Here is a 13,310-nt window from a genome sequence, read left to right on the forward strand (position 1 = left end):
AGGGCCGGATGTGCCCGGCGACCGCGCCCGGCTAGCCTCCTCGGGTGCCCGACCGACCCTCCCGATCCCACGGTGGCGGACCGCGCCGCCGCTCCCGCACCGCGCCGTCCGAGCGCACCCGCCGCGCGGAGCCGACCCGCTTCGCCGCCTACACCCTGCTGCGCGCCGTGGCCGACGGGGCGTACGCCAACCTCGAGATGCCGCGCATCCTCCGCCGGCGCCGCCTCGAGGGTCGCGACGCCGCCTTCGCCACGGAGCTCGCGTTCGGGACGGTGCGCTGGCAGGGGCTGTACGACCGCATCGTCGCGGTGGCGGCGGACCGTCCGGTCGAGCGCATCGACCCGCCCGTGCTCGACGTGCTCCGCCTCGGCGTGCACCAGCTGGTCGGGATGCGGGTGCCCGCGCACGCCGCCGCCGACCAGACCGTGGGGCTCGCGCGCGCCGTCGTCGGCCAGGGCGCGTCCGGTCTCGTCAACGCCGTGCTGCGCCGCGTGGGCGAGCGCGACCTCGAGGAGTGGACCGATGCCGTGACGCCGGAGGGCGGCGGTGTGGCGGCCCTCGCCGTGCGCCACTCGCACCCCGAGTGGGTCGTCACCGCGCTGCGGGCCGCCCTGCTCGGGCACGGCCGGGCCACTCCCGACACGGTCGACGCCGAGCTCGCGGCCCTCCTCGCCGCCGACAACGCGCCCCCGCAGGTGCACCTCGTCGCCCGCCCCGGGCTCGCCACCGTCGACGAGCTCGTCGCTGCCGCCGACGCCGAGCCGAGCGCGACCTCCCCGATCGGCGTCGTCCTGCGCGGTGGCGACCCCGGGCGGGTCGCCGCGGTGCGCGACGGCCGGGCCGCGGTGCAGGACGAGGGCTCGCAGCACCTCGCCCTCGCGCTCGCTGCCGTCGAGGTGGCCGACGGCCTCCCGACCCGCTGGCTCGACCTGTGCGCCGGTCCCGGCGGCAAGGCCGGGGTGCTCGGCGGGCTCGCGCTCGAGCACGGGGCCGACCTCACCGCGGTCGAGGTGAGCCCGCACCGCGCCGACCTGGTCCGCTCCAGCCTCGGGTCGCTCGCCGAGCGCGCCGAGGCGGTGGGGCGCAGCGTGGAGGTGCGCACGGCCGACGGTCGCGAGCTGGGTGCCGAGGAGCCCGGCCGGTACGCACGGGTTCTCGTCGACGCACCGTGCACCGGCCTCGGGGCCCTGCGGCGTCGCCCCGAGGCACGGTGGCGGCGGCAGCCCTCCGACCTCGCGACGCTCGGCCCGCTGCAGCGTGCGCTCCTGGCGTCGGCGCTCGACGCCGCCGCGCCCGGAGGGGTGGTCGCCTACGCGACGTGCAGCCCGCACGTCGCCGAGACGCGGTTCGTCGTCGCCGACGTCCTCAAGAAGCGCGACGACGTCGAGGTGCTCGACGCCCGGCCGTCCCTGCGCGACGCCCACGGTGAGCAGCTGCCCGAGCTCGGCGACGGCCCGCACGTCCAGCTGTGGCCGCACGTCCACGGCACCGACGCGATGTTCCTCGCGCTGCTCCGGAAGCGGGCGGCCCGATGACCCCGGCGGAGGAGGTGGCCCGGGCCACGGAGGCCGCGTACGACGCAGCCTGGAACCGCGCCGACGTCGACGGGCTGCTCTCCTGCCTCACCGACGACGCCGTCCTCGTCAACCCCTCGGGCGAGGAGGCCCGGGGCCGGGACCAGGTCCGCACGGTGTTCGAGGGGCTGTTCGCCGGCTGGGCCGCCGGGTCGCGCCACGAGAGCCGCGTCGTGCGCGCCGACGCCGTGACCGACGACGTCGTCGTGCTCGACGGCGTCGCGCGGCTCACGGGGCTGGGCCCCGACGCGCCACTCGCCGTCGGTGACGACGGGGTCCTCGTCCACGAGTTCACCGAGGTCCTCGTCCGACGGGACGGGCGCTGGCTCCTCGCCCACGTCCGGGCGCACGCGTCCCGTGGCTGACGACGCGCTCGTCCGGCGCGAGCCCGTCCCGTCGGACGCCGAGGCCCTGGGCCTGATGCACCACCGGTCCTGGGTGGACACGTACGGCCCGCTCCTGCCCGACGGGTGGTTCGACGAGCACCCGGCGCAGGAGCGGATCGCGATGTGGCAGCGGGTCCTCGGGCTGCCGCTGCCGGACGGCGCCCGCCGCACAGCGGTGTTCGACCGCCAGGGGGTTGCCCTCGCGTGGTCGATGGCCGGCCCCGCCCGCGGCCACGAGGGCGTCGAGCCGGTCCGTGGCGAGGAGCTGTGGGGGCTGTACGTCGCCCGGGGGCAGCTGGGCACCGGGCTCGGCCAGGAGCTGGTCGAGTGGGCCGTCGGCGACCGGCCGGCCGAGCTGTGGGTGGCCGAGGGCAACGACCGTGCCATCGCGTTCTACCGCCGCAACGGCTTCGCCCTCGACGGGACACGTGCGGCGAGCCGCGGGTTCCCGCTCACCGAGCTGCGGATGGTCCGCTGACCCGCGCCGTCACTCCCCGGGAGAGAGGGCGGGCAGGACGTGCTCGGCGAGCAGGGGCGCGAGGTCGTCCGGCCACGGCCGCTCGCGGGGGTCGAGCCAGCGCTGCTCCTCGATCTCCGACGCGGGCGCGTCGCCCATCGGCACCGGTGGGTGGGTGAAGACGACCGACTCGACGGTGCGCCCCTCCTCGTTCGCGGCCCGGGCGGTGAACCGTCCGAGCCGCACGAGCCGGCCGAGGTCGAGGTCGACGCCCACCTCCTCGGCGGCCTCGCGCACCGCCGTCTGCTCGGCGGTCTCACCGGGCTCGTGCTTGCCACCGACGAGCATGAACCGGTGTGTGCCGCGCTCGCGGACGGTCAGCAGCCGCCCGGCGCCGTCCTGGAGGACGACGGCGCTGACCCGGATCGGCTCGGCGGGGTCGCTCGCGTCGCAGGGGGAGGTCACGGTGTCCGACCCTAACGGCCGCTCGCTAGGGTGGCTTGCGTGCTGATCTCGCCCTCGATCCTCGCGGCCGACTTCGCGAACCTCCAGTCCGAGCTCGAGGCGATCGCCACCGCCGACTGGGCCCACGTCGACGTCATGGACAACCACTTCGTCCCGAACCTCACGCTCGGTCTGCCGGTCGTCGAGGCTCTCGTGACGGTGTCGCCGGTCCCCCTCGACTGCCATCTGATGATCGAGGACCCCGACCGCTGGGCGCCCGGCTACGCCGAGGCCGGTGCGGGGTCGGTCACCTTCCACGTCGAGGCGGCCCATGACGCCGTCGCGACGGCCCGAGCCATCCGAGCGGCGGGGGCGCGGGCCGCGTTCGCGCTCAAGCCGGGGACCCCGTTCGGGCCGTACGAGGAGCTGCTGGGGGAGGTCGACATGGTGCTCGTGATGACCGTCGAGCCGGGCTTCGGCGGGCAGTCGTTCATGAGCGACCAGCTGCCCAAGGTCGCCCAGGTCCGCGAGGCCGTCCGCCGGCACGGCGGCGAGCTGTGGGTACAGGTCGACGGGGGAGTGTCCGCGGAGACGATCGAGCAGTGCGCCGAGGCCGGTGCCGACGTCTTCGTCGCGGGTTCGGCCGTCTACGGCCGGGACAGCGCGGCCGACGCCGTCCGGGAGCTACGCGCCCTCGTCGAGCGGCACCGACACCCGTGAGCAGCTCGCTCGCCGAGCGGCTCGAGGGTACCGGCGGCTACGCGCGCGACCTCGACCTCGTCGAGGGGCTCGCGGCCGGTGAGGTGCTCGACGGGGTCGAGCTCGAGGGGTGCCGGCTCGACGGCTGCGACCTGGAGAAGGCCGTGCTGCGTGGGTGCACCTTCCTCGAGTGCACCTTCACCGGGTGCAACCTGACGATGGTCGACCTCGGCGGGTCGCGCTTCACCGACTGCCGCCTCGTCGACTGCAAGGCGCTGGCCGTGAGCTGGGCACGGGCCGCGACCGCGCCACTGTCCACCCGTCCCTGGGACTTCGAACGGTGCCGTCTCGACCTCGGCTCCTTCCGCGACGGCGCGCTGGCCCGCTCCCGGTTCACCGGCTGCGGGCTCGTCGAGGTCGACCTCGCCGGTGCCGACCTGCGCGATGCCGAGCTCACCGGGTGCGACCTGACCGGGGCCACCTTCGCCGGGACCGACCTGCGCGCGGCCGACCTGCGCGGGTCCACCGGCTACCTGCTCGACCCCGCGCAGAACCGGGTACGCGGCATGCGCGTCGACGCCCTCGCCGCCGGCGGGATCCTGCGCGCCATGGGGATGGTCGTGCAGGACTGAGCGCGGTGAGCGAGGGCACAGCGCACGGCGGTGACGTCCCGCGGCGGCTGGGGCATAATCGGGCGCACGTGCTCCGGGGTCGGTGAAACTCCGAACCGGCGGTGACAGTCCGCGACCCGGCCGCAGCCAGCGGCCGGTTGACCAGGTGGAACTCCTGGACCGACGGTGAAAGTCCGGATGGTAGGCAGCACGGACGGCAGGACGTGCCGGTCCCTCGTGGGCGCGGTCCGTCCCGCGGTGGAGTCCCCGGAGTTCGTCCGAGAAGCACAACGAACCCGAAGGACGAACACCTCTCATGAACACCCTCCTCGCGGCGGCCGACCCGTCGCAGAACCTCTTCCAGCAGGCGATCGACGCCGCCATCCCCATCGGCCCCTACGAGCTGCACTGGCTCGAGCTCATCGGGGTCCTCATCGGCGTCGCGTCGGCGTGGTACGGCATGAAGCGGGCCGTATGGGCCTGGCCGGTCGGCATCGTCGCCAACGTCATGCTCTTCTTCGTGTACATCGGTGCCGCCTTCGGCGCCGACCAGCGCATCCCGCTCTTCGGGCAGTCCGGGCGGCAGGTGCTCTTCATCGCGGTCAGCCTCTACGGCTGGGTGCGCTGGGCCCAGCACCGGCGGGCCGCGGGCGGCGTCGGGGGCGCACCGGTGCTCGTCCCGCGGTGGATGACCTCGCGGGAACGTCTCGTCGTCGCGGCGGGATGGCTGCTCGGGACGGCGGTGGTCTGGTACCTCTTCCTCCAGCTGTGGAACCTCGCGCCCGATCCCTACTGGACTCCGCAGTGGTGGTACTACGCCGCCGACGCGTGGATCTTCGTCGGGTCGTTCGTCGCGACCTACGCGATGGCCCGCGGCTGGAACGAGTTCTGGCTGGCCTGGATCGGCGTCGACCTCATCGGGGTCCCCCTGGGGTTCGCCACCGGGTACGTGCCGACGTCGGTGATGTACATCTTCTACGGCCTCTTCGTCCTCTACGGCTTCACCCAGTGGGTCAAGGTCACCCGGGCCGCCCGGCAGGAGGCCCGCGACGTCGACCCGGCACCGGTCGCCTGAGGGTCCCGACGGGGGAGGGCGGCGTCCGCGGACGGCCGTCCTCCCCCCGGCCAGGTCCCCGTACCCTTGACCCTCGTGAAGACCTTCGACGCGCTGTACGCCGAGCTCGCCGACAAGGCCCGCTCCCGCCCCGAGGGGTCGGGCACGGTCGCCGCCCTCGACGCGGGGGTCCACGCGATCGGCAAGAAGATCGTCGAGGAGGCGGCGGAGGTGTGGATGGCCGCCGAGCACGAGGGGCGCGAGCGCACGGCGGAGGAGGTCAGCCAGCTGCTCTACCACCTCCAGGTCCTCATGGTCGCCACCGAGCTGACCCCGCAGGACGTCTACCGCCACCTGTGAGCGCGCGACGCCCATCCGCCACCCACCCAACGGACCCCGAGGACCCACTCATGCTGCGCATCGCCGTCCCGAACAAGGGATCGCTCGCCGAGCCTGCGGCCGACATGCTCCGAGAGGCGGGCTACCGCACCCGCCGCGACAGCAAGGAGCTCGTCGTGCGCGACGAGGGCAGCGAGGTCGAGCTGTTCTACCTGCGCCCTCGGGACATCGCCGTGTACGTCGGGTCGGGCACCGTCGACTGCGGCATCACCGGGCGTGACCTCCTCCTGGACTCCGGCTCGGCCGCGGTCGAGGTGATGGAGCTCGGCTTCGGCGCCTCGACCTTCCGCTACGCGGCCCGCCCGGGCACCGCGACCTCGCTGGCCGACGTGGCCGGGCACCGTGTCGCGACGAGCTACCCCGGCCTCGTCGAGAAGCACCTCGCCGACCACGGCGTCTCCGCAGAGGTCGTGCGTCTCGACGGTGCCGTCGAGACGGCCATCACCCTCGGTGTCGGCGACGTCATCGCCGACGTCGTCGAGACCGGCGCCACCCTGCGCAGCCAGGGCCTCGAGGTGTTCGGCGACCCCATCCTGCGCAGCGAGGCGGTCCTCGTCCGGCGCGAGGGCAGCGAGGAGAAGTCCGGGATCGAGGTGCTGCGCCGCCGGCTGCTCGGTGTGGTCACCGCCCGGCACTACGTCATGCTCGACTACGACGTCCCGGCCGACCTCGTCGACCGCGCGTGTGCCGTCACCCCCGGGCTGGAGAGCCCGACGGTCTCCTCCCTGCAGAACCGTGACTGGTGCGCCGTGCGGGCGATGGTCCCGCGGGCGGTGACGAACACCGTGATGGACGAGCTCTACGACCTCGGGGCCCGCGCCATCCTCGTCACCGACATCACCGCCTGCCGGCTGTGAGCCCGCCGGAGGGGCCGGTCGACGGCCCACCGTTCAGGCCCCGCCGCGGGCGGGTGGTGCCGCTCGTCGTCGGTGCGGTCTTCGTCGCGACCTGCGCCGCGGTCGCGGTGGGGATGGGGGCCCTCGGGACCTGGGGGCCCGTGGACCAGCTCGCCCTGCTCGCGCTCGGCGTCGCCGTGGCCCTCTTCCTCGCGCGGTACGCGGCGATCCGGGCCACCCCGGGACCGGACGGGCTGACCGTCCGTAACCTCATGCTCACCCGGACCATCGGCTGGGACGAGATCGTCGGGGTCCGCTTCGTCGAGGGCGACCCGTGGGTGAGCCTCGAGCTCATCGACACCGACGTCGTCGCCGTCATGGCCGTGCAGCGGGTCGACGGCGCCCACGGGCGTGCCGAGGCGAGCCGGCTCGCCGCCCTCGTCGCCGCCCACTCCACCGGGCGCCAGGGTCTCGACGGAGAGCGGTAGCGGCCGACCTCAGGCGGTGACCCGCTCGCGGCTCGTCCCACCGACCCTGCCCAGACCGGGCCGCAGACGCGAACCCGCGAGCATCTGGGGCACCGCGACGAGCGCGAGCAGGCCCCACAGGACCCGCCACGAGCCGGAGAGGTCCTCGACGGCTCCCATCGTCGCCGGCCCGGCGGAGGCCACGGTGTAGCCGAGGAGGAAGCCCATCGCGGTGAGCCGGGCGCTGTCGCGGGGGGTGGCGCTGAAGCGCACGACGAGGCCCAGCGCCAGGGCGAAACACGCCCCCTGACCGACCCCGAGCAGGACCGCCCAGGCCCAGGGCGCGAGGCCGGGAGCGAGCCAGACCCCGACCGTCCCGGCACCGCCGACGGCGGAGAAGCCGACGACCAGGGCCCGGGCGTCGCGCACCCGGTCCAGGAGGACCGGCGCGAGCAACCCCGAGACCAGCTGGGTGCCCGCGAACGCCGACATCAGCAGGCCCGCGTCCGCCGCGCTCCACCCGTGCGCCTCGTAGGTCGGCGCGACCCAGGCCAGCGAGGAGTAGAACTGCCAGGACTGGCACACGAGGAACCCCGAGAGCAGCCACGCGGTCCGGCTGCGCCACGGCAGGGCGTGTGAGACGTCGGTCGGCGGGGCCTCGGGCAGGGTCCGCCGGCGGGTCGCGAGGCTCACCGGGACCCACACGAGGACCGCGAGGGCGGCGAGCGGCGCCCAGGCCAGCAGCGAGCCGGCCCAGCCCCCGAGCGCGTCGGCGAGCGGCACCGCGGTGGCCGATGCCAGCGCCGCGAGGGACATCATCGTCAGCATGACCAGACCCGTCCCGAGCCCGGAGCGGTGGGCCGGGAAGACGCTCTTGACCACGCCGGGCAGCAGGGTGCCCGCGAGGGCGATCCCCGCCCCGGCGACGAGGGTGCCGGCGTAGAGCGGCCAGACCGACTGCCCGCCGACGCCCCGCAGCACGAGCCCGACTAGGACGAGGGTGGTGCCCGCACCGACGGTCGAGGAGGCACCCACCCGCCGGGCGACCTGGTTGGCCACCGGCGCGAGCAGGCCCATGCACAGGACCGGTACGGTCGTCAGCACCCCCATGGCCGCGCTCGAGAGGCCGAGGTCGGCGCGGATGCTCTCGGCGAGCGGGGGGAGGCTGGCCATGAGGGTGCGCAGGTTGGCCGCGACGAGGACGAGGGCGGTGACGACGAGCCACGGGGGCAGCGCGCGGCCGGTCGCGTCGGGATGGGCGGTCACGGGGCACTCACCGCGGCATCCTCGCACCCGGGCTCACGGCAGGAAGGACTCGGGGACGAGCTGGAGCGCCTCGTCGTCGTCGAGGCCGGCGACGACGAGCAGGTCGACGACCATCGAGCGCACCTGCCCGCGGACCATCTCGGCCGAGAGCCCCGCGGCCGGCTCCGCCCGGGCGGACAGCCCCGCCACCCGCTCGAGGACCCCACGCCCCGCCGAGGGCAGGGTGTGCTCGTCGAGGACCCGGGCCAGGTCCTCGGCCGCCCGCGCGAGCTCGTCGACGAGGGCGACGTAGTGCTCCGGGACCACCTCCTCGCGCCGCACCGCGACGAGGGCACGCCGGGCGAGCACGCGCAGGTTGCGCACGCAGCGGTCGAGCGGCACGACGAGTGCCGAGGCGGCGACCGCCTGCGGGCGGTGCCCGCGCAACAGGGGGGACTGGCGCACGACCGCCACGCCCTCGGCCGCTGCGGTGCGCAGGTCCGAGAGCTGGTCCTCGAGCGAGCGGGCCTGCTCGAGCGCGCCGCCGGCGGCCACCGGGTCACCGGCGCGCAGCGCCGAGGCCACCTCGTGCAGCGTGGCGGCGACGGCACGGACCGTGCGGGCCGCCTCGGCCCGTGGCCGGGCGATCGGGCTCGTCGGGACCAGGGTGCCGATGACCAGCGCCACCACCCCGCCGACGACGGCGTCGAGCCACCGCGAGAACCCCTCGCCGGTCGAGGCGACGAACGCGACGATGAAGACCGACTGCACCCCGGCCTGGACGACGACGAGCTGCCCCGAGGAGACGACGATGCCGATGGCCATCGCGAGGACGACGACGAGCGCCATCTGGACCCCTCCGCTGCCGAGGAGGACGACGATGACGTCACCGACGAGGACACCGATCGCCACGCCGACCCCGACCTCGACGATCCGCCGCAGCCGCTGTCCGTAGGTGAGGCCGAGGCAGAGGATGGCGGTCACCGGGGCGAAGAACGGCTGGGCGTGGCCGAGCGCCTGGCGGGCGATGGTCCACGCGAGGACGACGCCGGTGCCGATCTGGACGAGGAAGACGACCCGGTCGCGCAGCCGGCGCAGGCCCCGCTCGAGCGCGGCCCGGGCGTCGGCCGCTCCCGAGCCCAGGGTGCCGAGCGCGCTCACCGGCCCTCCGTGGAGACCACGACGTCGGCCGCCTCCCGGGTGCCGTCGCGCCCGAAGAGGGCCTCCTCCTGCCGTGCCCAGCGCTCCCAGTGGGGCCGGAACGCCTCGCCGTCGCGGGCGACGCCGCGGCGCATGCGCTCGGCCCGCGGCGCCTCGACCCACACCCGCACCGCGGCGTACCCGCCGGCGGGGCCGACGCTGGAGCCGCAGCCCTCGACGAGCAGCAGGGGCCCGGGCCGGACCGGCCTCGTCCCGTCCCAGGCGTCGGCCTCCCAGTCCCACAGCCGGTAGTGGCCCTCCTCGCCGCGGGAGAGCGGGGCCAGCACCTGCTCCACGAGCAGGGGCACGGCCCGGGCGAGCCCGTCCCACCCGGGGTAGAGCTCGTCCATGTGGACCACCGGGCAGCCCAGCTCGTCGCGCAGCCCGAGGGCGAGCGTCGTCTTGCCCGAGCCGCTCGGGCCGTCGACCGCGACGACCCGGGTCGAGCCGCAGCGCGCCACCGCCCCGCGCAGCGCCGTCAGGACTGCGGCGACGTGCTCCGGGGCGGCCGGGTCCGTGACCTGGAACCACACGGACACCGACCCTAGTGCCGCCACTACGCTGGCCGCGTGTCCGTCGCCGTCCGCGTCATCCCGTGCCTCGACGTCGACGCCGGACGCGTCGTCAAGGGGGTGAACTTCCGCGGCCTGCGCGACGCGGGTGACCCCGTGGAGCTCGCCCGCCGCTACGACGAGCAGGGTGCGGACGAGCTGACCTTCCTCGACGTCACCGCGAGCAGCGCGGACCGGGCCACGACCTACGACGTCGTCGCCCGCACCGCGGAGGAGGTCTTCATCCCGCTGACCGTCGGCGGTGGTGTCCGCACGGTGGCGGACGTCGACCGGCTGCTGCGGGCGGGCGCGGACAAGGTCGGCGTCAACACCGCGGCGATCGCCCGGCCCGAGCTGATCGCCGAGACCGCGGACCGCTTCGGGGCGCAGGTGCTCGTGCTGTCGGCCGACGTCCGGCGCCGGCGGGCGCCCGACGGGGGAGTCCTGGCGGGCTTCGAGGTGACGACGCACGGTGGGCGGACCGGCACCGGGCTCGACGCCCTCGAGTGGTGCGCGCGCGCCGAGGCGCTCGGGGCCGGGGAGATCCTGCTGAACTCGATGGACGCCGACGGCACCCGTGACGGCTTCGACCTCGAGCTCGTCCGGCTCGTGCGCGCCGAGGTCGGCATCCCGGTCATCGCGAGCGGCGGCGCAGGCGCCGCAGCCGACTTCCCGCCGGCGGTCGCGGCCGGCGCCGACGCCGTCCTCGCCGCGAGCGTCTTCCACTTCGGGGAGCTGACCGTCGGGGAGGTCAAGGCGGCGCTGCGCGCGGCCGGCCACCCCGTCCGGTGACCGGTACCGGCCCGGCCCACGGCACAATGGCGGGGTGCCGACCCCCGACGCCCTCGACCCTGCCGTCGCCGCCCGCCTCAAGCGCGACGAGCACGGCCTCGTCGCCGCCGTCGTCCAGCAGCACGACTCGGGCGAGGTGCTCATGCTCGGCTGGATGGACGACGAGGCGCTGCGCCGCACCCTCACCGAGGGCCGGGTGACCTTCTGGTCGCGCAGCCGCGGCGAGTACTGGCGCAAGGGGGACACCTCCGGGCACGTCCAGCACGTCCGCTCGGTCGCCCTGGACTGTGACGGCGACGCCCTCCTCGTGCGCGTCGACCAGGTCGGGGCCGCGTGCCACACCGGCCGGCGGACCTGCTTCGAGGCCGGTGACCTGCACGCCGTGGCCGGGGGCCGGGCGTGAGCGCCCCACCGGTCGAGAGTCCGGACCTCGCCTACGGCCAGACCTGGCCGGCGCTGGACGCCTTCGGTGTGCTGGCCCGCGACCGCCGGGTCATCCCGGTCGTCCGTCGGCTCATGGCCGACGCCGAGACGCCCGTGGGGGTCTACCGCAAGCTCGCCGGCGACCGGCCCGGCACGTTCCTCCTGGAGTCGGCCGAGCACGGCGGCGTCTGGTCGCGCTGGTCGATCGTCGGGGCGGCGAGCCGGGCCACCCTCACCGAGCGCGACGGCCAGGCGTACTGGGTCGGCGACCCGCCGGCCGGGGTGCCGACGGACGGGCCGGCGACCGAGGCGCTGCGCGCGACGATGGCCGCGCTCGCCACGGCGCCGATCGCCGGCCTGCCGCCGTTGACCGGCGGCATGGTCGGGGCCATCTCCTACGACGCCGTGCGGCAGTGGGAGCGCGTCCCGCAGGAGCTGCCCGACGAGCTGGGGCTGCCCGAGCTGGCGATGATGCTCGCGACCGACCTCGCCGTGCTCGACCACGCCGACGGCTCGGTGCTGCTCGTCGCCAACGCCGTCAACTACGACGGTACCGACGAGCGGGTCGAGCAGGCGTGGGCCGACGCCGTCGACCGGCTGGACGCGATGACCGAGGCCCTCGCGGCGCCCGCGCCGAGCACCGTCGCCGTCGTCGACACCGAGGCCGCCGAGGAGGCCCTGGCGCACGTCCGCTCCGGCACGCCCCGCGAGCGCTACGAGGAGGTCGTCGAGCTCGCCAAGGAGGACATCCGGGCCGGTGAGGTCTTCCAGGTCGTCCTCTCCCAGCGCTTCTCCCTGGACTGCCCCGCCGACCCTCTCGAGGTCTACCGCGCGCTGCGGGCCGCCAACCCCAGCCCCTACATGTACCTCTTCCGCTTCCCGGCACCCGACGGGTCCGACTACGCCGTCGTCGGGAGCTCGCCCGAGGCCCTCGTGCGGGTGACGGGCGAGCGGGCGATCACCCACCCGATCGCCGGGTCCCGTCCCCGCGGCAAGACCCCCGAGGAGGACGTCCGGCTCGCCGAGGAGCTGCTCGCCGACCCCAAGGAGCGGGCCGAGCACGTCATGCTCGTCGACCTCGGGCGCAACGACCTGCAGCGGGTGTGCCGCCCGGGGACCGTCGACGTCGTCGAGTTCATGGACGTGCGTCGCTACAGCCACGTCATCCACCTGGAGTCGACCGTCGTGGGCGACACCCGCCCCGGGGCGAGCGCCTTCGACGTCCTCGTCTCGACCTTCCCGGCCGGCACCCTCTCCGGTGCGCCGAAGCCGCGGGCGCTCGCGCTCATCGAGCGCTACGAGCCGACCCGGCGCGGGATCTACGGCGGCGTCGTCGGCTACCTCGACGTCCACGGCGACCTCGACATGGCGATCGCCATCCGCACGGCCGTCATCCGGGACGGGGTCGCCCACGTCCAGGCGGGGGCGGGGATCGTCGCCGACTCCGTGCCGGCGCGCGAGCACGAGGAGTGTCTCGCCAAGGCGGCCGCGGCGCTGCGCGCGGTGGCGACCGCCGGGGCCCTGCGGACGGTGCCGTGAGGCGGCTCACCGGCCGCGGTCCGGTCGCGCTCCTCGCGCTGCTCGGGGCCGGCGTCCTGCTCGCCGCCGGCTTCCGGCCGTGGGTCGCCGGCACCGTCGTCGACGCCGTCCTCAGCGGCAGCCGGGTGGAGGCCGACGGCGGCGAGGTGGCTCCGGGGCTCACGGCCGTCGCCCTGGCCGTCGCGGCCGCCGCGGTGGCCGTGGTCGCCGCCGGGCGGGTGGCCCGCACGGTCGCCCTCGCCCTGTGGGCGGGGTGCCTGGCGCTCGCCGCCGCGCTGAGCATCCGCGTCCTCGCCGACCCCTCGGGTGTCCTCGGGCCGGTCGCCGCCGCCCGTGTCGGGCGGACGGGATCGGTCGAGGCGGACGCCGCCGCGACGCCGTGGCCGTGGGTGGCGCTCCTCGGCGTCCTCCTCTGTGCGGCAGCGCTCGCGGCGGCCGTCGCCGGGCGGCGACGCTGGGCGGGGCCGGCGCGTCGGTACGAGGCCCCGGCCCGCGACGGTGGCGAGGTGCCCGGCCGGCGGGGCGAGCGCGTGCCGAGCGCCTGGGAGGACCTGTCCGCCGGCCGTGACCCGACCGACGTGGGCGAGGACGCCTCGACCTGACAGAATCGACCACGACCGCTGCACCGGGCCC

At 75.6% G+C, this 13,310-nt stretch carries 17 protein-coding genes and 1 riboswitch; of the genes, 13 read left to right on the forward strand and 4 right to left on the reverse strand.

The window, feature by feature from the left end:
• Positions 1-44 precede the first annotated feature (44 nt).
• From G8D98_RS01410 to G8D98_RS01420, 3 genes are read left to right on the forward strand one after another with little or no spacing between them, the layout of a single operon-like run.
• Positions 45-1,535 (forward strand): RsmB/NOP family class I SAM-dependent RNA methyltransferase, encoded by a 1,491-nt coding sequence (locus G8D98_RS01410; RefSeq protein ID WP_166098104.1) that lies wholly within the window; start codon positions 45-47, stop codon positions 1,533-1,535.
• Positions 1,532-1,939 (forward strand): YybH family protein, encoded by a 408-nt coding sequence (locus G8D98_RS01415; protein WP_166098106.1) that lies wholly within the window; start codon positions 1,532-1,534, stop codon positions 1,937-1,939. The genes G8D98_RS01410 and G8D98_RS01415 overlap by 4 nt, the downstream gene beginning before the upstream one ends.
• Positions 1,932-2,438 carry a GNAT family N-acetyltransferase gene (locus G8D98_RS01420; RefSeq protein ID WP_166098108.1) on the forward strand — a complete coding sequence of 169 codons (507 nt, stop codon included), beginning with the start codon at positions 1,932-1,934 and terminating at the stop codon, positions 2,436-2,438. Before G8D98_RS01415 ends, G8D98_RS01420 begins: the two co-directional genes overlap by 8 nt.
• A 9-nt stretch (positions 2,439-2,447) precedes the next feature.
• Here the strand turns inward: G8D98_RS01420 and G8D98_RS01425 are convergent, their stop codons facing one another.
• Complete coding sequence (locus tag G8D98_RS01425) at positions 2,448-2,882, reverse strand: NUDIX hydrolase (protein WP_205859665.1); 435 nt, start codon at positions 2,880-2,882, stop codon at positions 2,448-2,450.
• Between the two features lie 39 nt (positions 2,883-2,921).
• Between G8D98_RS01425 and rpe the strand changes: the two genes are divergently transcribed.
• From rpe to G8D98_RS01455, 6 genes are all read left to right on the forward strand, one after another.
• Positions 2,922-3,581, forward strand: coding sequence for a ribulose-phosphate 3-epimerase (gene rpe / locus G8D98_RS01430; RefSeq protein WP_166098110.1), 660 nt, complete (start codon positions 2,922-2,924; stop codon positions 3,579-3,581).
• Positions 3,578-4,192: a pentapeptide repeat-containing protein gene (locus G8D98_RS01435; RefSeq protein ID WP_166098112.1), complete on the forward strand. Its 615-nt coding sequence runs from the start codon at positions 3,578-3,580 to the stop codon at positions 4,190-4,192. Before rpe ends, G8D98_RS01435 begins: the two co-directional genes overlap by 4 nt.
• 65 nt (positions 4,193-4,257) lie before the next feature.
• A riboswitch (FMN riboswitch) is annotated at positions 4,258-4,386 on the forward strand.
• Between the two features lie 101 nt (positions 4,387-4,487).
• Complete coding sequence (locus G8D98_RS01440; RefSeq protein ID WP_166098114.1) at positions 4,488-5,246, forward strand: nicotinamide mononucleotide transporter family protein; 759 nt, start codon at positions 4,488-4,490, stop codon at positions 5,244-5,246.
• Positions 5,247-5,321: 75 nt separating this feature from the next.
• Positions 5,322-5,585, forward strand: a complete 264-nt coding sequence (locus G8D98_RS01445) for a phosphoribosyl-ATP diphosphatase (RefSeq protein ID WP_166098116.1) — start codon at positions 5,322-5,324, stop codon at positions 5,583-5,585.
• 50 nt (positions 5,586-5,635) lie between these two features.
• On the forward strand, positions 5,636-6,481 hold the full coding sequence (gene hisG, locus G8D98_RS01450; RefSeq protein WP_166098118.1) for an ATP phosphoribosyltransferase: 846 nt from the start codon (positions 5,636-5,638) through the stop codon (positions 6,479-6,481).
• Complete coding sequence (locus G8D98_RS01455; protein WP_229661709.1) at positions 6,478-6,948, forward strand: PH domain-containing protein; 471 nt, start codon at positions 6,478-6,480, stop codon at positions 6,946-6,948. The genes hisG and G8D98_RS01455 overlap by 4 nt, the downstream gene beginning before the upstream one ends.
• Positions 6,949-6,957: 9 nt before the next feature.
• Here the strand turns inward: G8D98_RS01455 and G8D98_RS01460 are convergent, their stop codons facing one another.
• Genes G8D98_RS01460 through G8D98_RS01470 form a run of 3 tightly spaced genes read right to left on the reverse strand, consistent with a single transcriptional unit; the run spans position 6,958 to position 9,905 of the window.
• Entirely contained in the window at positions 6,958-8,193 is a 1,236-nt protein-coding gene (locus G8D98_RS01460) for an MFS transporter (protein WP_229661708.1), read from the reverse strand.
• 33 nt (positions 8,194-8,226) lie between these two features.
• Positions 8,227-9,333: an FUSC family protein gene (locus G8D98_RS01465; protein ID WP_166098121.1), complete on the reverse strand. Its 1,107-nt coding sequence runs from the start codon at positions 9,331-9,333 to the stop codon at positions 8,227-8,229.
• Positions 9,330-9,905, reverse strand: coding sequence for a nucleoside/nucleotide kinase family protein (locus G8D98_RS01470; RefSeq protein ID WP_166098123.1), 576 nt, complete (start codon positions 9,903-9,905; stop codon positions 9,330-9,332). Before G8D98_RS01470 ends, G8D98_RS01465 begins: the two co-directional genes overlap by 4 nt.
• A 36-nt stretch (positions 9,906-9,941) precedes the next feature.
• Here G8D98_RS01470 and hisF point away from each other — a divergent pair, with 36 nt between their 5' ends.
• From hisF to G8D98_RS01490, 4 genes are read left to right on the forward strand one after another with little or no spacing between them, the layout of a single operon-like run.
• Positions 9,942-10,715: an imidazole glycerol phosphate synthase subunit HisF gene (gene hisF, locus G8D98_RS01475; RefSeq protein WP_166098125.1), complete on the forward strand. Its 774-nt coding sequence runs from the start codon at positions 9,942-9,944 to the stop codon at positions 10,713-10,715.
• Positions 10,716-10,749: 34 nt separating this feature from the next.
• Complete coding sequence (gene hisI, locus G8D98_RS01480) at positions 10,750-11,118, forward strand: phosphoribosyl-AMP cyclohydrolase (protein WP_166098128.1); 369 nt, start codon at positions 10,750-10,752, stop codon at positions 11,116-11,118.
• Positions 11,115-12,677: an anthranilate synthase component I gene (locus tag G8D98_RS01485; RefSeq protein ID WP_166098131.1), complete on the forward strand. Its 1,563-nt coding sequence runs from the start codon at positions 11,115-11,117 to the stop codon at positions 12,675-12,677. The genes hisI and G8D98_RS01485 overlap by 4 nt, the downstream gene beginning before the upstream one ends.
• Positions 12,674-13,279: a Trp biosynthesis-associated membrane protein gene (locus G8D98_RS01490; RefSeq protein ID WP_166098134.1), complete on the forward strand. Its 606-nt coding sequence runs from the start codon at positions 12,674-12,676 to the stop codon at positions 13,277-13,279. The genes G8D98_RS01485 and G8D98_RS01490 overlap by 4 nt, the downstream gene beginning before the upstream one ends.
• Positions 13,280-13,310: the final 31 nt, after the last annotated feature.

This window comes from Phycicoccus endophyticus (genome assembly GCF_011326735.1).
In the GTDB taxonomy this organism is placed as follows: Bacteria; Actinomycetota; Actinomycetes; order Actinomycetales; family Dermatophilaceae; genus Phycicoccus; species Phycicoccus endophyticus.